Source organism: Bradyrhizobium sp. ORS 278 (genome assembly GCF_000026145.1).
Lineage (GTDB): Bacteria > Pseudomonadota > Alphaproteobacteria > Rhizobiales > Xanthobacteraceae > Bradyrhizobium.
The window spans coordinates 951,035-971,574 of sequence record NC_009445.1 but is presented as its reverse complement, the minus strand read 5'-3'; the positions used below and the strand labels follow the sequence as shown (position 1 = coordinate 971,574).

At 65.1% G+C, this 20,540-nt stretch carries 12 protein-coding genes; 2 read left to right on the top strand and 10 right to left on the bottom strand.

Annotated features, from left to right (window positions below; all coding sequences use genetic code 11):
• Positions 1-129: 129 nt before the first annotated feature.
• The 8 genes from BRADO_RS04245 to BRADO_RS04210 all read right to left on the bottom strand — a co-directional run bounded on the left by BRADO_RS04245 (position 130) and on the right by BRADO_RS04210 (position 8,316).
• Positions 130-399 (bottom strand): GlsB/YeaQ/YmgE family stress response membrane protein, encoded by a 270-nt coding sequence (locus tag BRADO_RS04245; protein ID WP_011924081.1) that lies wholly within the window; start codon positions 397-399, stop codon positions 130-132.
• Positions 400-523: 124 nt separating this feature from the next.
• Complete coding sequence (locus tag BRADO_RS04240) at positions 524-1,504, bottom strand: ABC transporter ATP-binding protein (protein ID WP_011924080.1); 981 nt, start codon at positions 1,502-1,504, stop codon at positions 524-526.
• Positions 1,505-1,811: 307 nt separating this feature from the next.
• The gene (locus BRADO_RS04235) at positions 1,812-3,224 is read right to left on the bottom strand and encodes an Asp-tRNA(Asn)/Glu-tRNA(Gln) amidotransferase GatCAB subunit A (protein WP_011924079.1); all 1,413 of its coding nucleotides are present in this window, start codon (positions 3,222-3,224) and stop codon (positions 1,812-1,814) included.
• Positions 3,221-3,418 carry a hypothetical protein gene (locus BRADO_RS04230; protein WP_011924078.1) on the bottom strand — a complete coding sequence of 66 codons (198 nt, stop codon included), beginning with the start codon at positions 3,416-3,418 and terminating at the stop codon, positions 3,221-3,223. Before BRADO_RS04230 ends, BRADO_RS04235 begins: the two co-directional genes overlap by 4 nt.
• Positions 3,419-3,446: 28 nt before the next feature.
• The gene (locus BRADO_RS04225) at positions 3,447-4,496 is read right to left on the bottom strand and encodes an ABC transporter ATP-binding protein (protein WP_011924077.1); all 1,050 of its coding nucleotides are present in this window, start codon (positions 4,494-4,496) and stop codon (positions 3,447-3,449) included.
• A gap of 211 nt (positions 4,497-4,707) precedes the next feature.
• Entirely contained in the window at positions 4,708-5,610 is a 903-nt protein-coding gene (locus BRADO_RS04220; RefSeq protein ID WP_041756082.1) for an ABC transporter permease, read from the bottom strand.
• A 2-nt stretch (positions 5,611-5,612) separates the two neighbouring features.
• Positions 5,613-6,566 (bottom strand): ABC transporter permease, encoded by a 954-nt coding sequence (locus BRADO_RS04215; RefSeq protein WP_011924075.1) that lies wholly within the window; start codon positions 6,564-6,566, stop codon positions 5,613-5,615.
• A gap of 130 nt (positions 6,567-6,696) precedes the next feature.
• Entirely contained in the window at positions 6,697-8,316 is a 1,620-nt protein-coding gene (locus BRADO_RS04210; protein ID WP_244422965.1) for an ABC transporter substrate-binding protein, read from the bottom strand.
• 248 nt (positions 8,317-8,564) lie between these two features.
• Here BRADO_RS04210 and BRADO_RS04205 point away from each other — a divergent pair, with 248 nt between their 5' ends.
• Positions 8,565-10,160 (top strand): ABC transporter substrate-binding protein, encoded by a 1,596-nt coding sequence (locus BRADO_RS04205; protein ID WP_041756081.1) that lies wholly within the window; start codon positions 8,565-8,567, stop codon positions 10,158-10,160.
• Between the two features lie 280 nt (positions 10,161-10,440).
• Here the strand turns inward: BRADO_RS04205 and BRADO_RS04200 are convergent, their stop codons facing one another.
• The gene (locus tag BRADO_RS04200) at positions 10,441-12,675 is read right to left on the bottom strand and encodes a CHASE2 domain-containing protein (RefSeq protein WP_011924072.1); all 2,235 of its coding nucleotides are present in this window, start codon (positions 12,673-12,675) and stop codon (positions 10,441-10,443) included.
• 106 nt (positions 12,676-12,781) lie between these two features.
• On the bottom strand, positions 12,782-19,192 hold the full coding sequence (locus BRADO_RS04195) for a VCBS domain-containing protein (RefSeq protein WP_011924071.1): 6,411 nt from the start codon (positions 19,190-19,192) through the stop codon (positions 12,782-12,784).
• Positions 19,193-19,794: 602 nt separating this feature from the next.
• Here BRADO_RS04195 and BRADO_RS04190 point away from each other — a divergent pair.
• Positions 19,795-20,532: a transglutaminase-like cysteine peptidase gene (locus tag BRADO_RS04190; protein ID WP_083794822.1), complete on the top strand. Its 738-nt coding sequence runs from the start codon at positions 19,795-19,797 to the stop codon at positions 20,530-20,532.
• The last annotated feature ends 8 nt before the right edge of the window (positions 20,533-20,540 follow it).

The window sequence follows — 20,540 nt, the reverse complement described above, 5'->3', positions numbered from 1 at the left end:
GCAAACAAGGCAAAATATACTGATTCCCATGGCAAGCGTCCAACGACACCAGCTTTAGCGTGAATCAGCTGTTGTGTTTGGTCTGTCTCGCGCGGTGGTGGAAATGTTCAGCCGCCCGGACTCGCGGCCTTAAAGCCGTCCGCCGGTCCGTACCAGGCGAACGACGAGCAGCAGGATGATGGCGCCGAGCGCCGAATAGACGATTTCCGAGACGAGCCCCGTCCCCAGATGAATGCCGAGCCGCGGGAACAGGAAGCTGGCGACCAGGGCGCCGAGCACGCCGATGACGATGTCGCCGATCAGGCCGAAGCCGGTGCCGCGCACGATCTTGCCGGCGAGCCAGCCCGCGATCAGGCCGACGAACAGGATGACCAGAATACCTTCGTTCGATACGTGCATGGCGAGCCCTCATCCGGCGCGGACAAACGGTCCGGCGCGCCAGCGCACCTTAGCGAGACGGCTGCGGCGCTTCGACACGGGATGAGCCGTTCGGTGCCGACGGCAGCGCGTTTCGGGACAAGCGTTACGTGGCCGCCACACTCTCCGCCCCGGCGAGGACGCAACGCGCCAACCGCTGCGGCCCGAGCTGAACGGCCGGCGGCAGCGTCTCCGAACAGCGCGGCTGGGCGAGGCTGCAGCGCGGGGCAAAGGAGCAGCTCCGCGGCGCCTGGTCGAGCGAGGGCGGCGTGCCCGGGATGGTCTGCAGCCGCTCGCCGCGCTTGGGGCCGTGGATGGTCGAGGCGAGCAGGCCGCGCGCATAGGGATGCACGGGCTGGCGGACGATGTCGCGCAAGCTACCCTGCTCGACGATCTGGCCGGCATACATGACGGCGACACGGTCGCAGATCTCGATGGCGACGCCGATGTCGTGGGTGACGAAGATGACGGACATGCCGAACTCGCGCTGCAGCTCGCGCAGCAGCAGCAGGATCTGGATCTGCACGGTGGCGTCGAGCGCAGTCGTCGGCTCGTCCGCCAGCAGCACCTTCGGCCGGCAGGCGAGAGCGAGCGCGATCATCGCGCGCTGGCGCATGCCGCCGGACATCTCATGCGGATAGGAGTCGAGGCGCCGCTTGGCCGAGGGAATGCGGACGACGTCGAGCATCTCCAGCGCACGCGCCGTGCCCTCCGCATAGCTCTTGCCCTCGTGGCGCATCACCGTCTCGGCGATCTGCCGGCCGATCGTGTAGACCGGATCGAGCGCGAGTCCCGGCTCCTGGAAGATCATCGACACCGTGCGGCCGCGGAACTGCGACAGCTCCTCGTCGCTCATCGCGAGGATATCGCGGCCCATGACCTTCACGCCGCCCGAGATCTGCGTCCGCTTCTTCGGCAACAACCGCATCAGCGCCCGCATCGTCACGCTCTTGCCGGAGCCGGACTCGCCCAGCAGCCCCAGCACCTCGCCATCGCCGAGCGACAGGCTGACATCGTTCACCGCATGCACCGTGCGCTCGCCGGTGAATCGGATGGAGAGGTTGGAGATCTCGACGAGGTTGGTCACAGTGCGGCGCTCCTCAGATACTCGGTGTCGTCCCGGGCCAGCACGGCGGCGCATCGCGCCGTCGTGCGCCGACCCGGGACCCAGACTCCCGATGGCTGTTTGCGGCACCATCGCCACTGCGAGTCGTCGCCACACGGCCGCCGGTGGCTATGGGTCCCGGCTCTGCGCCTGCCGCCGCTGCGCGACGTCAGGCTTGTCCGGGACGACACCGAATGTGAGGCGACAGCTTCGATTCCGGCGCGCGCAGGCCGACCTCTTGCATCGCCTTGAGCGTCATGTGGCCGGAGTTCCTCGCCAACACAGCGCTTCATGACAGCGTCGGCACCCGCGCGTGGAAATCGGTCGCGCGTTGGAAGGCGGCGCCGATGGTCAGGATGGTGGCTTCGTCAAAGGAGCGGCCGATCAGCTGCATGCCAACCGGGAGCCCCGTCGCCGTGAAGCCGGTGGGGATCGCCAGCGACGGCAGGCCGAGATAGTTCACCGGCCGGGTAAAGCGGGTGATGCGCTGGATCACGGCCTCCGCGCCGGGCGCGCCGCCGACATCGCTCTCGGCGATCGACGGGGTCACCAGCGGCGACACCGGCGCGATGATCGCATCGACGCCTGCGGTTGCCGCGACATGCGCCGCCAGCGCGGCGCCGCGCCAGCGCAGCGCCTCGAGATAGGCGACGCCGGAGACGGCCAGCGCGTTCTGCAGCCGCATCAGGACCTGCGGGCCATAATCCTGCGGCCGCTCTATCATCCAGCGCTTGTGGAACGCCGCCGCCTCGACCGCCAGCACGAGCTGGCACGCCGCGGTGAGCTGGCGCTGGTCGGGCAGCTCGACTTGCACGACATCGGCGCCCTCGGTCTTCAGCACCGTGATCGCCGCGTCGAGGCAGCGCGCCACCTCGGGATCGAGATCGTCGACGTAGAACGATTTGGGCACGCCGATCTTGAGACCCTTGATCGACGACTGGGTGGCCGCGACATAGTCCTGCACCTGGGCAGCGCTGGCGGTCGGATCCTCGGGGTCCGGACCGGCCATCAGGCCGAGCAGCAGCGCGCAATCCTCCGCCGTCTGCGCCAGCGGGCCGACCGTGTCGAGCGACTGCGACAGCGGCATCGCGCCGGCGCGGCTGACGCGGCCCCAAGTCACCTTCAGCCCGGTGACGCCGCAGAAATTCGCGGGCATCCGGATCGAGCCGCCGGTGTCCGAGCCGAGCGCGGCAAAGGTCAGACGGGCGCCGACCGCAGAGCCCGAGCCGGATGACGAACCGCCGGTGACGTAGCCGAGCTTCCAGGGATTGTGCACCGGACCGTAATGCGCGTTGTGGCCGGTCGGACCATAGGCGAACTCGGCCATCTGCAAGGTGCCGAGCCGGATCGCTCCGGCATCCTTCAGCCGCTGCAGCGCGGTCGAGGTGGTCGTCGCGACGAAGTCGCGGCGGATCAGCGAGCCGCAGGTCGAGACATGGCCGGCCTCGTAATACATGTCCTTATGCGCCAGCGGCACGCCATGCAGGGGGCCCTTAGGGCCGTCCTTGGCGAGCGCCGCATCGGCCTCGGCGGCGGCCTTCAGCGCCGGCTCGGACTCGATCGCCATGAAGGCGTTCAGCTTCGGCTGCCACTGCGCGATGCGATGCAGGCAGGAGCGCGTCACGTCGACCGAGGAGAGCTTCTTCTCGGCGATCGCCTTGGCAACCTCCGTCAAGGTCATCAGAGCGGGTTCCGTGCTCATCGGCCTACCTTCAGCGTCTGCGCGAGGACGTAGCTCGCGGGCTCCAGATCGAACGGCAGCGTGCCGGCGATGGCTGCGAAATTGTCGAACGCCGGTCCGATCGAATCGGAAATGCGCGTCGCCACCTCCTTGTCGACCGGCAGGCCGGAGGCCTCCGCGATGGCTTGGACTTGCTGGGGCGTGGGTCTCGTCATTGACGTTTCTCGCTGCTGGTGTCTGCCCTCAGGCGGCCGGCGCTCGGCTGTGTCCCGAACCTGATATCGCCATATGGCAGGCGGCCTGATGGCCCATTGTATCCAGCTCCGTCAATCTTGGCGCAACATTCGCGCATGGCGCCTCGGCGAATGGGCAGCGGGTGTGGAAGCGACAGCCCGACGGCGGATCGATCGGGTTCGGCGGATCGCCGGACAGCGGCGGCTGCTCGGTGCGCCGGTCCGGATCGGAGGACGGCATCGCAGCAAGCAGCGCGCGCGTATAGGGATGCGCCGGCTTGGCCCAGACCTGCTCGACCGGTCCGAGCTCGACCACTTCGCCGAGATACATCACCAGCACGCGGTCGGAGATGTAGTTGATGACATTGAGGTCGTGGCTGATGAACAGATAGGTCAGGCCGAACTCGCGCTTGAGGTCCGTCAAGAGGTTCAGCACCTGCGCCTCGACCGATTTGTCCAGCGCGGAGACCGCCTCGTCGAGAATGACGAGCCGCGGCGACAAGGCCAGCGCGCGAGCGATGTTGACGCGCTGGCGCTGTCCGCCGGAGATCTCGTGCGGATAGCGGTTGGCGAAGATCTCGTGCCGCAGGCCGACCTTGCCGAGCAGCTCGCGCGCCAGCGCACGCGCCGCGCCATCCGCCATGCCGTGCACCTTCGGCCCGAACGCGATCGACTCCTCGATCGTCAGCCGCGGATTGAGTGAGGCATAGGAATCCTGGAACACCATCTGCATGCCGCGGCGCAGCTCGCGCAGACTGATCTCGTGGCCCACCTGCCGTCCGTCGAAGATGATCTCGCCGGCATCGCGCTCCATCAGATGCATCAACAGCCGCGCCGTCGTCGACTTGCCGCAGCCGGACTCGCCGACGATGCCGACCGTCTCGCCCTTGCCGATGTTGAACGACACGTCATCGACCGCCCGCACCGTTTTGCGCGCGCCGAACAGCCCGCCGCGGACGGGGAAATGCTTTGTCAGCCCATCGACGCGCAGCAGCGGCTGCGCCTTGCCGCCGAGGTCTTCGATGGGTGCGAGACCGGTGACAACTGCAGGCTCGTTCATGATAGTGATCTCGCTGCTGCTGCGCAGGCTCCTTCTCCCCTTGTGGGAGAAGGTGGCGCGGACGCAGTCCGCGACGGATGAGGGGTCTGTGTCCGCGGAGACAGACCCCTCACCCGGATTGCATCTGGCGATGCGATCCGACCTCTCCCACAAGGGGAGAGGTACAGCGCCGATGCCGAGCAATTGTTCGACAACATCACCATCGCAAGCATCAGCTCCGGATATCCATCGCGCTGCGCAGGCCGTCGCTCAGCAGGTTGAAGCAGATCGAGACCGCGAAGATCATCACGCCCGGCAGCGCCGCCACCCACGGATTGACGTAGATCGCGGTCCGCAAGGTGTTCAGCATCAGGCCCCACTCCGGCTCAGGTGGCTTGGTGCCGAGGCCGAGGAACGACAGGCCGGCAGCAAGGATCATCGACACCGAGATCAAACCAGTCGCGTAAACGAAAATCGGCCCGAGCACGTTGCCAAGCATGTGCGCGCGCATAATGGTGAATGCGTTCGCACCGGACGCCCGTGCTGCTTCGACGAAATCGCGATTGCGTACGCCAGTCGTGACACTCTCGGCGACGCGGGTTATCTGCGGCACGAACACGATTGTCAGCGACACGATGGAATTGGTGATTCCGGCGCCGAGCGCGCCGGAGATCGCGATCGCCAGCAGCACCGAAGGGAACGCGTAGAACACGTCGATGGTGCGCATGATCATGGTGTTGACCCAGCCGCCGACATAGCCCGCGACGAGGCCGAGCATGGTACCGATTCCGAAGGCGAGGATAACCGGCGAGATGCCGATCAGCAGCGACAGTCTTCCGCCATGGATCAGCCGCGCCAGCATGTCGCGGCCGAGTTCGTCGGTGCCGAGCGGATAGTTCGGCGTGCCGATGTGGCGCAGGCGGCGGATCATCGAGCCCTGATAGGGATCGGCGAGATGCAGATAAGGCGCGAGCAATGCCGAGAGAAAGATCAGCAGCAGGATCGCGACGCAGACCATGCTGACCTTGTCACGGACGATGCGACGGCCGACGGTCGCCCAATAGCCGCGCGCCTTCGCGGCCGGCGCGGACTGCAGCGAAGCCTCGTTGATCGCGCTCGGGGAACTCACGCTCATCGCTAGCCCCGCTTGATGCGCGGATCGATCGCGGCCTGCGCGATGTCGACCACGAGGTTGAGGATGACGAAGAACATCGCCAGCACCAGGATCGTCCCCTGCAGCAGCGGCAGGTCGCGCTGGAAGATGGCGGAGTTCAGCAGCAGGCCCGAGCCGGGCCAGGAGAACACCGTCTCGATCAGGATCGAGCCGCCGAGCATGTAGCCGAGCTGCAGGCCCATCACTGCGAGCGCCGTAGGCGCAGCGTTCTTCAGCACATGGCGGAACACTTGGCGCTCGCGCAGTCCTTTCGCACGCAACGCCTCGACGAAATCCTGGCTCAAGATGTCGCCGGTCAGCGCGCGGACCGTGCGGGTGACGATGCCCATCGGAATGACCGACGTGGTGATCGCCGGCAGGATGAGGAATCGCAAATGCGCCCAGTCCCACGCCCAGGCGCCCGAGCCGGACGGACCAGCGCCGACCGCAGGCAGCCAGTTCAGCTCGACCGAGAAGATGATGACCAGCACCATGCCGAGCCAGTAATGCGGCAGCGACACGCCGGCGATCGCGATCGAGGTCGCGACCTTGTCGACCCAGGTGTCGCGGAAGTAGCCGGCGACGAGGCCGAAGAACAGGCCGAGCGAGAAGCCGATGATGGCCGCCGCAATCGCCAGCGTCACGGTGTTGGCGACAGCGCGCAGGACTTCAGCGAGCACGGGACGGCCGGTCGCGATCGAGCTGCCGAGATCGCCATTGACCGCGCGCCACAGCCACAGCCCGAACTGCACCGGCAACGGCTTGTCGAAGCCATAGGCCACGCGCAGCTGCTGCGCCAGCTCCTGCGACGCGTCGGCCGGCAGCACCGCGACGAGCGGATCGCCGGGCGTGATGTGAACCAGCATGAAGCAGACCAGCGCGACGCCGATGATGATCGGAATCGCATAGACCATCCGCCTGGCAGCATAAGAGAGCACGAGTCACCTTTTGAGGGTCTATCGGTCGTCATGCCCGGGCTTGACCCGGGCATCCACGCGGTCTCCTCCACGGGTCAAAGATGGATGGCCGGGTCAAGCCCGGCCATGACGACGAGTGGAGGATGGAGCCTTACGGCTCCACCGAGATCGGCGAGAAGTCGATGAACCAGCTCTTCGGCTGCACCACGCCCTTCACCTTCGGGCTCATCGCGCGCGGGCCGACGTCGTGGGCGACGTAGAGGAACGCGGCGTCATCCACCGACGCGGCATGCAGCTCGGCCAGCGCCTTGTCGCGCTCGGCGGGGTCGAAGGTCTGGCGCGCCTTCTTCACCAGCTCATCGAACTTCGGATTGTTGATGAAGCCCCAATTGTTCGACACCGGCGGCGCCATCGACGACTGCAGGAAGCGCACCAGCGCGAAGAACGGGTCCATCGCCGCATAGGTGACGTTGGTGGCATTGGCGCCGTTCGCCGACGCATCCTTGGCGCCGCGGCGCCAGTTGGTGAACAGCGTGTTCCACTCGATGACATCGAGCTTGACGTCGAAATAGCACTCCGCCAGCGCCTGCTGCAGATATTCGTTCATCGGCAGCGGCTGCATCTGGCCCGAGCCGGAGGCCGAGGTCTGCGTCTTCACCTCGAGCTTCTTGTTCGGGCCGTAGCCGGCCTCCTGCATCAGCTTCTGCGCGGCGGCCTTGTCATACTTGATCTCGAAGGTGACGTTGCCGCGCCAGGGATGGCCCTTCTCGAAGGTGCCGGTCGCCGGCACCATCAGTCCGGCCAGCAGACCGTCGCGCAGCCCCTCGCGATCGATGCAGAGATTGGCGGCCTTGCGCACGCGGATGTCGTTCCAGGGCGAGCCCTCGACGCGCGAGAACTGCCAGGGCCAGACATGCGGCTGCTCATTGGCGTAGAGCTTGAAGCCGCGCTGCTTGATCTCCGGCAGCGCATCCGGCGCCGGCGCCTCGACCCAGTCGACCTGTCCCGACAGCAGGGCCGCGGTGCGCGCATTGGCTTCGGGCATCGGCAGCAGGATCATCTTGTCGGCCTTGGGCACGCGCGCCTTGTCCCAATAGGCCTCGTTCTTGACGAGCTCCAGCCGCTCGCGCGGCGTGAACTTGCTCATCTTCCACGGGCCGGTGCCCGAGGCGTCCTTGGCGAACGCCGCCCACGCGGCCTGCGACTTCGCCTTGTCATCGGCGCCGGTCGCGGATTCATAGAGCTTCTGCCACTTCGCCGGGCTCGCCATGAACAGGTTGGTGAGATTGATCGGCAGGAAACTGTCCGGCTCCTTGGTCACGAGCTCGACGGTGAGATCGTCGATCTTGCGCGCCGACGCCAGCGTCGGCATGCGCGAGGCCGTGACGCCGACCTGACTCGGATCGAATTGCGGCGCGTCCTGCTTGAGCACCTTCTCGACGTTCCACACCACGGCGTCGGCATTGAACGGCGCGCCATCATGGAAGGTGACGCCGGGACGCAGCTTGAAGGTCCATTTGGTCTTGTCGGACTCGTCAACCTTCCACTCGGTCGCGAGGCCGGGAATGACGACGCTCGGCTTGTCCGCCGACGACAGGTCCCACATCGTGAGCGCGTCGTACATCGTGAGACCGGTGAAGCGGTTGCCCTCGAAACCCTGGTCGGGCTGGCCGAGCGTGCGCGGAATGTCCGCCGCGGTCATGCCGATGCGCAGCACGCTCTCCGCGCCGGCCGTCGCCGGCAGCATGAGGATGGCGGCGCTCGTCATCATCGCGGCCCCAATGGCCGCGCGCTTCGTCACTGAGGGCGCAAGACGCAAAAGCACGATCAAGATCTCCGATATCGGCTGGCTAAATTCTGGGCAGCAGTATGCAACGCCTATGCCAGGGATGCTCCCGATCGCACGCCTGCGACGCGTGGTCACAACCGTTTGTGCTCAAACGATCCCGCGGGGCTTGGCACCCGGATTGCAGGTTTGGCTCATCGAATTTGATCCGGTTTCCACGGAGCTTCACCCTGATGCGTATGAAATTGTCCTTGCTCGCCGCCGCTCTTGCGCTCGGCCTTTCAGCCGTTGCGGCCCGCGCCGAAACTGTTCTGCGCTACGGCATCTCGATGGCCGACATCCCGCTCACGACAGGCCAGCCCGACCGCGGCGCCGGCGCCTATCAGTTTACCGGCTACACGATCTACGATCCGCTTGTCGCGTGGGACATGAGCGTCGCCGACAAGCCCGGCAAGCTGATCCCCGGCCTCGCCACCGAGTGGAAGGTCGACGACGCCGACAAGAAGAAGTGGCGCTTCACCTTGCGCAAGGGCGTCAAGTTCCACGACGGCAGCGACTTCAATGCCGACGCAGTGATCTGGAATCTGGACAAGGTGCTCAACGATAAGGCACCGCAGTTCGACAAGCGGCAGAGCGCACAGGTCAAGACGCGGCTGCCCTCGGTCGCGAGCTACGCCAAGATCGACGACTCCACCGTGGAGATCACGACCAAGACGGTCGACTCGTTCTTTCCTTATCAGATGCTGTGGTTCCTGATTTCGAGCCCGGCGCAGTATGAGAAGCTCGGCAAGGACTGGGACAAGTTCGCCAGCCAGCCCTCGGGCACCGGCCCGTTCAAGCTGACCAGACTGGTGCCGCGCGAGCTCGCGGAACTGTCAAGGAATTCCGAATATTGGAACAAGGACCGGATCCCGAAGACGGACAAGCTGGTGCTGGTGCCGATGCCGGAAGCGCTGACGCGTACCAACGCGCTGCTCGCCGGCCAGGTCGATCTGATCGAGACCCCCGCGCCGGACGCCGTGCCGCAGCTCAAGGCCGCCGGCATGAAGCTCGTCGACAACGTCACGCCGCATGTCTGGAACTACCATCTCAGCGTTCTTCCAGGCTCGCCCTGGACCGACATCCGCCTCCGCAAGGCCCTCAACCTCGCGATCAACCGCGACGAGGTCGTCGGCCTGATGAACGGTCTCGCCAAGCCGGCCAAGGGCCAGGTCGACCCGTCGAGCCCGTGGTTCGGCAAGCCGACCTTCGAGCTGAAATATGATCTCGCTGCGGCCAAGAAGCTGGTCGAGGAAGCCGGCTACTCGCCGGCCAAGCCGCTGAAGACCACCTTCATCATCGCGCAGGGCGGCACCGGGCAGATGCTGTCGCTGCCGATGAACGAGTTCCTGCAGCAGAGCTTCAAGGAGATCGGCATCGACATCGACTTCAAGGTCGTCGAGCTGGAGACGCTGTACACGCACTGGCGCAAGGGCGCGGCGGACGAGATGAACGCCGGCATCACCGCCAACAACATCGCCTATGTCACGTCCGATCCGCTCTACGCCATCGTGCGCTTCTTCGCCTCCGACCAGATCGCGCCGACAGGCGTCAACTGGGGTGGCTACAAGAACCCGAAGGTCGATGCGCTGATCGCCGAGGCGAAGCAGACGTTCGATCCCGCCAAGCAGGACGAGCTGATCGCGCAGGCGCATGCGGCTGTCGTCGATGATGCCGTGCTGGTCTGGGTCGTGCACGACACCAATCCGCACGCGCTGTCGCCGAAGGTGAAGACATTCGTCCAGGCCCAGCACTGGTTCCAGGACCTGACGACGATCGGGGCGGAGTAGTGAACCGTCGTTCCGGCCTCGAGCCGGGACCCATATTCCGCGGCGGCGGTTGGCGGGCTGGCTAATGCCACGACCAGCGCGGCCACCAATCAAAGCCGGTGGCTATGGATCCCGGCGTTCGCCGGGATGACACCATTGGTGTGTCGTCCAGCCTGCCACAACGACAAATCGTAGGGTGGGCAAAGGCGCGCAGCGCCGTGCCCACCGTCCATCCGCACCGTCAATACATCGCGGTGGGCACGCGTCGCCTGCGGCGCCGCTTTGCCCACCCTACCGGCAACTACTTCGACGTCAGCGCGTGGGCGCCGTTCCAGTCAGGCGGCGGAGGGTTCTGCTGATAGTCGCGGATCCGCGCCTCGTAGAGATCGAACAGTTTCGCCAGTTCCTTCGCCTCGTCCTTCTTGCGGCCGCGCGCGATCGCCGCCAGCGCCTCGTCCCAGTCGCGGCCGCGATAGGCGGCGAGCATCTCGATCGTGAGGTTGCGCAACAGCTGGAAGCGCTCGGAATACATCACGTCCTCGCGGCCGGCGATGGCATAGATCACCTCCGGCTCGGTCTTGCCTTTCACCATGATGAAGTCGAGCTCGAGGATTGCGAGCTTGTCCTTCACCGCGAGCGCGGTCTGCGAGCCAACGATGATTGAAAAACCGTACTCCTTGGATTGCCCCTCGAGCCGCGACGCGAGGTTGACGCTGTCACCCAGCACCGAATAGTCGAAGCGCTGATCCGAACCGAGGTTGCCGACCACGCAGATGCCCGTGTTGAGACCGATGCCGATATTGATCGGAATATAGACATGGCCGCCGTCCTTCGCTTCCTGCTCGCGCGCCCGATTCAGTTCATCGACCCGATCGAGCATGTCGAGGGCGGCCTCGCAGGCGTTGCGATGATGACCTATGTCGTCGAGTGGCGCATTCCAGAACGCCATGATGGCGTCGCCCATGTATTTGTCGATGGTGCCCTTGCGAGCCAGGATCGCGTTGGTCAGCGGGGTGAGGAAGCGGTTCATCAGCTTCGTGAGGCCCTGCGGATCGTGCTTGTAGCTCTCCGAGATCGTCGTGAAGCCGCGGACGTCGGAGAACATGATCGTCATCTCGCGCTCCTCGCCGCCGAGCACCAGCTTCTCCGGCGAATGCGCGAGCTGCTCGACCAGCGCCGGCGACAGATATTGTCCGAACGCCGAGCGGATCTGCCGGCGCTGGCTCTGCTCGCGCACGAAGCTCGCGAAGATCAGCGTCAGATAGATCGCTGTGGTCGACACCATCGGATAGGTGAAGTCGAGCAGCAATCGGTGCTGGGTGTAAGCGTACCAGGACACGCCGAACAGCGCGCTGGCGAACAGACCTCCGACGAGCACGAGAGTGACAGCGCCGAGCTGTGGCGCGAACACGATCACGAGCAGACCCAGAATCACCGCCGCGAAGAACTCGGCCGAAAGCCCCCAGAATGGCGGGGATAGGATCGAGTTCGTGAGGACCGTCTCGAGGACCTGGGCATGCACTTCCACACCCGGCATGGTCGGATTGACCGGCGTCGTCTTGATATCGTTCAGGCCGATCGCGGACGGTCCGATCAGGACCAGCTTCCTCGCGATCTTCTCCGGCGGCACGCGCCCCTCGAGCACGTCGATGGCCGACACGTAGATCGATGGATCATGGTCAGCATAGTGAACCCAGATTCTGCCTCGGCGGTCCGTGGGGATCTCGAATCCGCCGAGGCGAAGGCCGGTGATGCCACCCATATCAGTCCTGATGAGCACCGTGTCCGCACCGGTCACCACGCGGAGCATCTCGAAGCTGAGCGAGAGCATCGTGGTGTCCTGCGCCTGCAGGATCATCGGGACGCGGCGGATGATGCCGTCGCGCTCAGGTGGGATCGTGAACAGCCCGCGTCCGGACGCGGCGTGCTCGATCACCGCAACGTTGCGCAGCAGCCCCGAGTAGCTCTCCATGAAGTCATCGGCAGGCGGGCCGATCGTGGCGACGCCCGTGACCGGCAGGGTCTTGTCGAGTTCGGCACGCACCTCGTTGCTGCCCGTTTCGCCAAGGACGATGCGCGACCGACGCAAGGCATCGGCAAGCACCTGATCATTGGAAGGCAACAACCTCAGCTTTTCGCGCGTCGCTTCATCGAGGTTCGGAAAGGTCTCGGCCGCAATCGCCGGGTTCAGCCGATCAGGCTCCGCGAACACGACGTCGAAGGCAATGACAACGGCACCGAGCCGCGTCAGCCTGTCGATGATCTCCGCGATCCGCGTGCGCGGCCATGGCCATTGCCCGAGCTTGGGATCAGCGACGCTCTTCTCGTCGATATCGACGATCGTGACCGGGCGAACGCTCTTCACACGCGGACTGAAGGCCTGGAAATTGTCGAAGGTACGCAGGCGCAACTCCTGCAATGGAGCAGGATCGGACCCCCGTAGTGCGGCAAAGCCGACGAGCAACAACAGGCAGATCGCGCGCGCGTAGCCGAACCTGCGCGCGAACCACCGTGGCACTGCTCTGAGTCGTTTCATAGGGATCCCACTATCACGCCGGCGCCGGCGATCCGAGGCGTCCGGCTATGCCGGGGATGGCTACGCCTGACGTTCCCACCCCGAACCGCGCTGCTGCAACCCCGGCTCAAACCAGGTGGAAGCCGTCGTGATGCGCCTTGAACTGGTCGAGCGTCACGCCCTTGAGCGTCAGCGTATCATGTGCCGCATCGGTGATGACGGTATCGTGGCCGTTGTTGGCGGACTGCGCCGAGGCGACGAGCGCGTCCATGTTGGCGAACAGCGCGTGATCGATCTCGACACTGTCCTTGGCGAGATCGAGATCGCCGATCGTGGCGCTGCCGAAATGCGGGTTGAACACGAAGGTGTCGTTGCCGCCCTTGCCAAAGATGGTGACGCCACCGCCGACATTGACGAAATTGTCGTCCTGAGCGGTGCCGTTGATCGTCGATGCGCCGTTACCGACCAGGGTGATCGTGAGCGCCTTGGTGCTCGACAGGTCGTGGCCGTCGCCGACCTTCGCTTGATAGGTGACCGTCAGCGTGTCGCCCGGCTTGAGGAAATCCAGGTTCACGGCCTCGGGGTGGTAGCTCCAATGCAGCACGTCCGCGCCGCCGTCGGAGGTCACGCTGTCGAACGAGATCGCGCCGGCGCTGGCCAGGGCCCCGAGATGGACGTTCTCCGGCAGGCTCGCCGAGCCGTTGTACTTGACGACGCCGTCGCCGAGCACCGCGGCGCTCAACACGTCACCGATGTCCTTGTCGAGCACCGTCAAGGTGCCCGACAAGCCACTGGCGAGCTTCACCGGCTGATCCGGAACGTTGCCGGCCGAGACATTGTCGATCTCGAAGGCATTGGCGCCGCTGGCGAGCACCACCTTGTTGAATGGCGACAGGCCGAGGAACTCGACATAGCCGTTCGAGGCGAGCGACGTCTGGCCTCCACTGGCGACCAGGGGCGCCACATCGCTGCCGGTGTAGGACGCGACCAGCTTGGTGCCGTTGTAGAAGGAGATGCTGTTGTAGCTGTCGACGGAGCCCCAATACAGCCCGAAGCTGTTCTTGGCGGTGTCGAAGGTGATCGTCTCGTGCGCACCGCCGCCGATCGTGAGATAGGGCGTCTGGTCCCGGCCGCCATCCATGTAGGGCGCAGCAGACACCGACGAGGAACCCTGCACGATGCCGGCAGCACCGCTCGACGTAAAAGTTGCATGCAGCGCGTGACTGTAGAAGCTGCCATCGCTGCGCCCCTCGTCATCAGCATCCCTCGAGACGTGATCGAAGGTTTCGGTCGGCATCCCCACAACGTTGGTGCTGGAGGGGCTCGCGACCACGAGCGCATGCTCCGTCAGGACGACGGTCTGAACCGGGGGATTGGCCTCGCCGGTGATGACAGGCGCATCCTCCGCGCCGTTGATCGTGATGGTGACGGAGGTGCTGGCGACGCCGCCATGACCGTCGGATATCTCGACATCGTAAGTCAGTGTCACGTGCTGGCCGACACCGAGATAGTCGAACATCTTGTCCTGGGCCGCGAAGGTCCAGGACTGCGAGGCCGCGCCGCCGCCGGTGGAATCGGTGAGCGCTCCGAGCAACAGCCAGCCCTTGAGCACGGACGTATCCGTCGGAAGCCCAGCGACATCGCCGTCGGCAGCGACGCCGGTCACCTTCACGACATGGGTGTCGGTGACGTCGGCATCGGTGAAGCTGATCGTGCCGTGCGTGGTATCGAGACTGCTCGACCCGGACTTGCCGGTCTGCTCGGAAATCTCCGCACCTTGCGGCAAGGAGGTGACCACCGGCTTGTCGTTGGTGCCTGTGAGAGTGACGACGATCGTCGAGGTTGCGGTGCCGCCGTGGTGATCGTCGAGCGTCACCGTCGATGTCACCGTGACCGTCTGGCCGGCGCCGAGGAAGTCGAGCGCGCCGTCGGCGATGGCGTAGGTCCAGTCGACCGCGCCATTGTTGGTGTTGCCGCTCTGGTTGAGCTGGAGCGCCTGCTCCAGCGCCGCGACCCGGGCCGGCGTCAGCTGGGCGGACAGATCGGTTTGCTGGTCAGCCGCGGTCCAGGTCACGCTCTGAGCGTTCTCGAGGATGGCCGCGGTCGGGCGATCGGTCAGGTCGACATCGGTGAAGTGGATCGTGCCGCCGACGCTGTGCAGGTCGCTCGCTCCCGTCGCGCCTGCCGTTTCCACGATGCCGCCGGACAGATTGGCGTCGGCGATCAGCGGCGCCGCGTCATCGGCCACCAGCGTGATGAGCGTTCCGCCATGACCATCGTCGCGACCGACGAAATGCGCATTCGCATAGTCGGCGCCGCTCAGGGTCAGGCTGATGCTGTGGCCATCGCCACCGACGACCGTGAGCACGCCGCTCTTCGAATCATAGGACGCGGTTGTGGTCGCCGGATCCCATTTGATCGTCGTGAGGTCGATCTTGTCCGAGACGCCGAGGCCGGTGATCTTCGCGGCGAAGCCGGCGTCGTCCACAACCAGCGTGCTGCTGCCGTCGCCGCTGAAATCGATCGTCTGCGTATTGCCTCCGGCGACGTGGAGCACAGCACCGGGATCGACGGCGATCGTGCCGGAGCCGGAGATCGAGCCGTCGATCTCGAAGATGCCGGCGGTGATCTCGATGGTGCCGTCGTTGACGAGCGAGCCGTTGATCTGGAACGTCCCACCGACGATCTCGATCGTGCCGTCGTTGATGATCGGGCCGTCGATGCTGGTAAAGCCGCTGGCTGTAAGCGTGCCGTAGATGCGCAGCGTGCCGTCGCCGCTCACGGTGGTGCCGGCCAGGGTGAGCAGCGCATCGACGTCCACGGTGAACACGCCGGAATTGTAGACATGCATGTCCGACAGGGTCACACCGTCGCCGGAGATTTCCAGCGTGCCGACGATGCCGATGCTCAATGCGCCGCCGGTGAGCGAGGTATCGCCCTCCAGCACCAGGGTGGACGGCACGGGGGTGTCGCCCTCGTCATCGATGATGATCTGACCGCCGGCATTGTCGATCGTGACGCTGTCGAACGTGGTCGCGTCCGCGGTCTCGACATGCACAATGCCGCGGTTGACGAGGCCGCCGCCCGCGATCGTGCTGTCCTCGAGTTGCAGCAGCGCTTCCTGATCGACCTTGACGGTCCCTAAATTGTCGATCCAGACCCCGGTCATGGTCGCGCCATCCGCGGAGGCGACCTCGAGCGTGGAATCGGGCGCGATGCCGATGTCGGCATCGGTGACGGTTGCGGCGCCCGTCACGGTCAGCGTCACGGGCGTCCAGGACGTTTCGGGCGGCCCATCCTCCGTCGAAACCAGCCGGAGATTGCCAGGACCGTCAATGCCGCCGGCATCGCCGATCAGCAGTGTACCGCCATCGACGGCACTGCCGTCGATGCTGCTGTCGCCGGTGACCAAGATCGTGCCGTCATTGCCGATCGTGCCGCCGGCCACGCTGGTGCCGGACAGTGAGAGCACGCCACCGAGCGCGATCGCAATCGTCGCCGCGCTTGCATTGGTGATGGTCTCGTCTTCGAACGCATTGCCGAGGCCCGACACGTTGACGGTGCCGGAATTGTCGAGCGTGCCGCCGAGAAGCGCGGCGTCTCCCGTCAAGGCGATCGTTCCACCGGCGTCATTGGTCACGGTGCCGTCGGTGATCCTCGCCTCCGAGAGCGTCAGCTTGGCCGCCGCTTCCACCGTGACGACGCCGTCGGCGTTGTCAATGTTGGTCCCGAGATCGAGATCCAGCGCGCCCTGCGCCTTGACCAAGATCTGGCCGGAATTGGTGACTTTCTCGTCCGAGATCGCGTTGCCGCTGCCGGACACTTCGATGGTGCCGAAATTGACGAGCTCCCCACCGCCGATGTCGGCGCCGCCCTTCAGCACGAGCACGCCGTCAGGAAGTTGCGGCGCGTCCTCCCCGGTCTCCAGCGTGCCGAACGTCTGAACGACGAGCGCGCCCTGGACCACGACCGTGCCGCCATCGATGGTGCCGCCGTCGAGCGTCAGGATGGCGCCCTGATCCACCTCGATCAGGCCGGAAGACTCTTCGCCGCCGTTTTCGACGTCGCCATACACGATCAGCGTGCCGCCGGAGAGCTCGATCGTTCCGGTGTTGCTGATGCTGGCGTCGCTGCCGAACACGCCACCGCCGGAGAGCAGCACCGTGCCGGAATTATGCAGTTCGCTATGGTCGAGGAACTGCGCTGCGCCGCCGATGCCGATGGTCGCGTCCGCGAAGTTGTAGATCCGCGCATCGGCGTTCACAGTCAGCGCGCCGCTGACCGTCAGCGTGCTGGCGTTGTCGAGCTCCGGCACCTGTCCCGCTTCGCCGAAGTCGTTCATTGTCAGCGATCGGGCGAAGGCCGCCTGATCGATGGTGACGGGGAAGGAAGGGGTCAGGCCGTGCAATTGATCGGTGACGATCCACACGTCATCGCTGGCGGTCGGCGCCTGGCCGGTCTCCCAATTCGCACCGCCGCTCCAGTGATGCAGCGCACCGGTCCCGCCCTCGCCGGTCTGCGTCGCGATCCAGACCACGGCCGGATCATCCGTGCCCGTGATGTTGACCACGACGGTTTGCGTGTCGGTGCCGCCGTGCGAATCCGCAACCGTGATCGTGTAGGTCAGGCTGATCGTCTGACCCTTGGGAATGAAGTCGGCGACATAGGCGGGAAGATCGGACAGCTTCCAGGTGACCGAGCCGTTCCCCGTTCCCGTCGAGTCCGTCGCGAGCGACACGGTCAGGGCCTTGTCGAAGAGAGTCCAGAGCGTGTCGGGAATGCTCGCGCGATCAGACGACGTCAACGCTTTCGAAACGACATGGGTGTCGGTGAGATCGACGTCGGTGAAGTTGAGCGTTCCCGAGGTCGCGTCGACCGACTTCAGCGCTCCGCCCTCCCTGCCCGTGCCGCCCGCGAATGCGACCGTCTGGGCGCTCGACGAGATCTGCGGCTTGTCATTGGTGCCGGTCACGGTGATCGTGATCGGCACCAATGTGAATTCGTTGGCCAGCGCGTAGTTGGTGTCGACGCGCACCATGTAGGTCAGGGTCAACGTCTCGCCGGCGCCGAGGAAGTCGAATGCGCTATCGGGGACGCTATAGGTCAGCGTGGCCGAGCCGTAGTTCTTGTTGTTCGGATCCGGGGTGACCTTGATCGCCACCGCTGTGGCCATGACGTCCTGCAGTTGCAGGGCGTTCAAGGAGCCGGTCACGTTGGACTGCTGCGCGCTCTGATAGGCGAAGGACTTGAAGCTGACCGACACCGTCGGCAGGTCGCCGGGATTGATGTCGCCGAAATTCACTCGGCTGAGCACCGTATCGAGATCGGTGCTGATCCCGGTCTGGCCAGGGCGCTCGGTAACAGCGAAGCTCGAGCTGAGCCCGCCATTGGCGTCGAGCACCCGGACCTCCGGCGCGCCGGCATAGTGGTCCAGGCCCGTCGATGTATTTCCGCCCGTATTGGTCGGTGTGGGACCGTCGGTGAAGACAACCTTCGGCGTTGCCGTGGTGCCGTTTGGCAGACTTACCGGCTGGAGCGCCTGCGGGACGCCAAGATCGGCGAATTTGGTCGTCGTCTTCGGGTTGGTGTTGGAATTGTCGGTGAACTTCAGCGTGAAGACGTCGTTGATCAGCTTCTGAACGTCCGGCGTCAGCGGCACCGTCGTCTGGTTCACCACGCCGTTGCTGATCTGGATCTGCTGCCCGGCCTGGTTGACGAGAGCGATCGGCTGCAAGGTCGTCTTGTCGAACAGCACGTAGGAGCCGGTGCGGCCGTCAGGCTCGACCAGCACCTGGAACTTGGCGTCGGGCAGAGTGCCCTGCCCCGGCACCGTGAAGTCGATCTCGACCAGCACGGCGGTGCCGCGGATGCCCATTGTGGCAACCGGCGTGTCGACCTTCATGTCGCCATGCTTGGCGGTTTCGCCCGCCACGAAGGAGATCGTGCCGGCGACCAGGCTGATCAGCGATGAGTTGTTCGACCCGTTGGGGTCGTAGACCATCTCGTTCAGCACCATTCGCGCGTTCGAGGACAGGCCGAACACGGTGCCGTCGATGAAGGTGATGCCGAGCGTCGAGTTCGAGCCGGACTGGACGATGTCGCCCTTCTCGACGTTGTCGCCGTTGTGCAGCAGGATCGAGACGCCGTTGCGAATAACCGTCGCGGTGCCCTGCAGCTTGGTGACGTGGCCGATCACCTTGCCGGCGCTGGCGGCGCCGCCGGCCTGGCTGACCTGGACGGCGCCGGACAGCGCGCTCACGAGATCGCCGGTCAGGTGGGCGCCATCGGGCGAGGCCAGCGCGGCCCGCTTCTCGCCCTTGAAATAATCGTGCACGACCATTTCGCGGCCGTCGGACGACAGCACGAGGTCGACACCCGACCGCTTGAAATCGGCATGGAACAAGAAATGGGCGTCGGCAACGACGATCGCGTCCGCCGGCGCGTGCGCATGCGGCGCGTCCAGCTTCACGAGCTTCGACGCGGACGTGCCCAGGCCATCTGAGAAAAGCGCGGCGTCAGATTTGCCAGCGTAATTCACGGGGGCACCGATTATGGTTAATTATTACATAACAATTGGCGTTCGAAGTCTGCATATCACTGGCAAGTGTCAGGAGGAACCATCTTGAGCTTGTGCCCGAATGAGCCGGAAACGGCGCAACTCACGAGTTTGCTTTGATGCCGTCAAGATTACGCCTTCTTTAGTTCAATGAATTTCATGTATAATAAAGTATTCATGAGCCGTAGATGAATGAAAGTAAGTCTTTAGAAGAATAGATTTTATGCACATTACAGGATCCGACCACCGCATCCGTACCGGCATACTCCCGCGAGGGAGTTTCAAGCGATCGATGGTAAGCGGGGCAGCGGAAATCTACAAATTGCATCGATTTAGCCGAGTCCGCGGAAGCCGCGGAGCCACAACCTGACCGCGAATCGGCATGGCCTTTCGCGACCCCCGTCTCGCTTTCGCTAAGATTTGTCGCCGAGGGGCAACACAACGTTCAGCTTGATCATCACGATTTTATCGCGAGCGCCCCGTTTTTAAGCCGCGCCAAAGCGCCAGCTCAGATGTTGAGTTCAACAAGTAATCGGAACCTCGCACGCGCCATGCGCGGCAGAGGTCCGGCCACGGGGCGTGACATGACTCTTCTCGCGCTGATGCGCGCTTCATTTGCGGCTGCGGCCGCCAGTGCGATCCTTTGGGCGAGCAGCCCGGTCAGCGCCGGTCCGATCGGACAGCCGCGCGGCCTTGGGTCGGCGATCGGCGATCCGGAGCCGTTCGGCCTGCTGCGGACGGAGATCGAGGCGGGCCCACTGCGCGACAAATGGCTCACGCTTGCGCGCAAGCTCGACGACGAGCGCGTGCAGCTCGCGCTGTGCGACGGCGATCGCGAGCGTTGTGCCTCGCCCGCCGCGTTGCGGCTGCTCGCCATCGTCGACCAGGGCCGCGCCCGGGAAGGCCGCGCCCGCCTTGGCGAGATCAACCGCGCGATCAATCTGGCGATCCGCCCCGCGAGCGATCTCGCTCAATATGGCGAAATGGACGTCTGGGCATCCCCGCTCGCCACCTTCGCCAGCCTGGCCGGCGATTGCGAGGACTACGCGATCGCGAAATTCGTTGCGTTGCGGCTGGCGGGGCTGCCGCAGCGGGATCTGCGCATCATCATCCTGCGTGACACCATCAGCGGCGAAGATCACGCCGTGGCATCGGCGCGCCTCGATGGACATTGGCTGCTGCTCGACAACCAGCGGATGGCCATGATCCAGGACAGCGACGCGCGCCGGATCCGGCCGCGCTTCGTGCTCGACGACATCGGCATTGCCGCGCTGCAGGACTCGCCGTGGATGGCCGAGGTGAGCAGCCGTTCGCGCGATTAACCGCCGGC

Excerpts from the sequence above, each read along its gene's own strand:
- BRADO_RS04210 (WP_244422965.1), bottom strand. The coding sequence starts at position 8,316 with ATGATGACGAGCGCCGCCATCCTCATGCTGCCGGCGACGGCCGGCGCG.
- BRADO_RS04235 (WP_011924079.1), bottom strand. The coding sequence starts at position 3,224 with ATGAGCACGGAACCCGCTCTGATGACCTTGACGGAGGTTGCCAAGGCG.
- BRADO_RS04225 (WP_011924077.1), bottom strand. The coding sequence starts at position 4,496 with ATGAACGAGCCTGCAGTTGTCACCGGTCTCGCACCCATCGAAGACCTC.
- BRADO_RS04200 (WP_011924072.1), bottom strand. The coding sequence starts at position 12,675 with ATGAAACGACTCAGAGCAGTGCCACGGTGGTTCGCGCGCAGGTTCGGC.
- BRADO_RS04190 (WP_083794822.1), top strand. The coding sequence starts at position 19,795 with ATGACTCTTCTCGCGCTGATGCGCGCTTCATTTGCGGCTGCGGCCGCC.
- BRADO_RS04245 (WP_011924081.1), bottom strand. The coding sequence starts at position 399 with ATGCACGTATCGAACGAAGGTATTCTGGTCATCCTGTTCGTCGGCCTG.
- BRADO_RS04220 (WP_041756082.1), bottom strand. The coding sequence starts at position 5,610 with ATGAGCGTGAGTTCCCCGAGCGCGATCAACGAGGCTTCGCTGCAGTCC.
- BRADO_RS04230 (WP_011924078.1), bottom strand. The coding sequence starts at position 3,418 with ATGACGAGACCCACGCCCCAGCAAGTCCAAGCCATCGCGGAGGCCTCC.
- BRADO_RS04205 (WP_041756081.1), top strand. The coding sequence starts at position 8,565 with ATGCGTATGAAATTGTCCTTGCTCGCCGCCGCTCTTGCGCTCGGCCTT.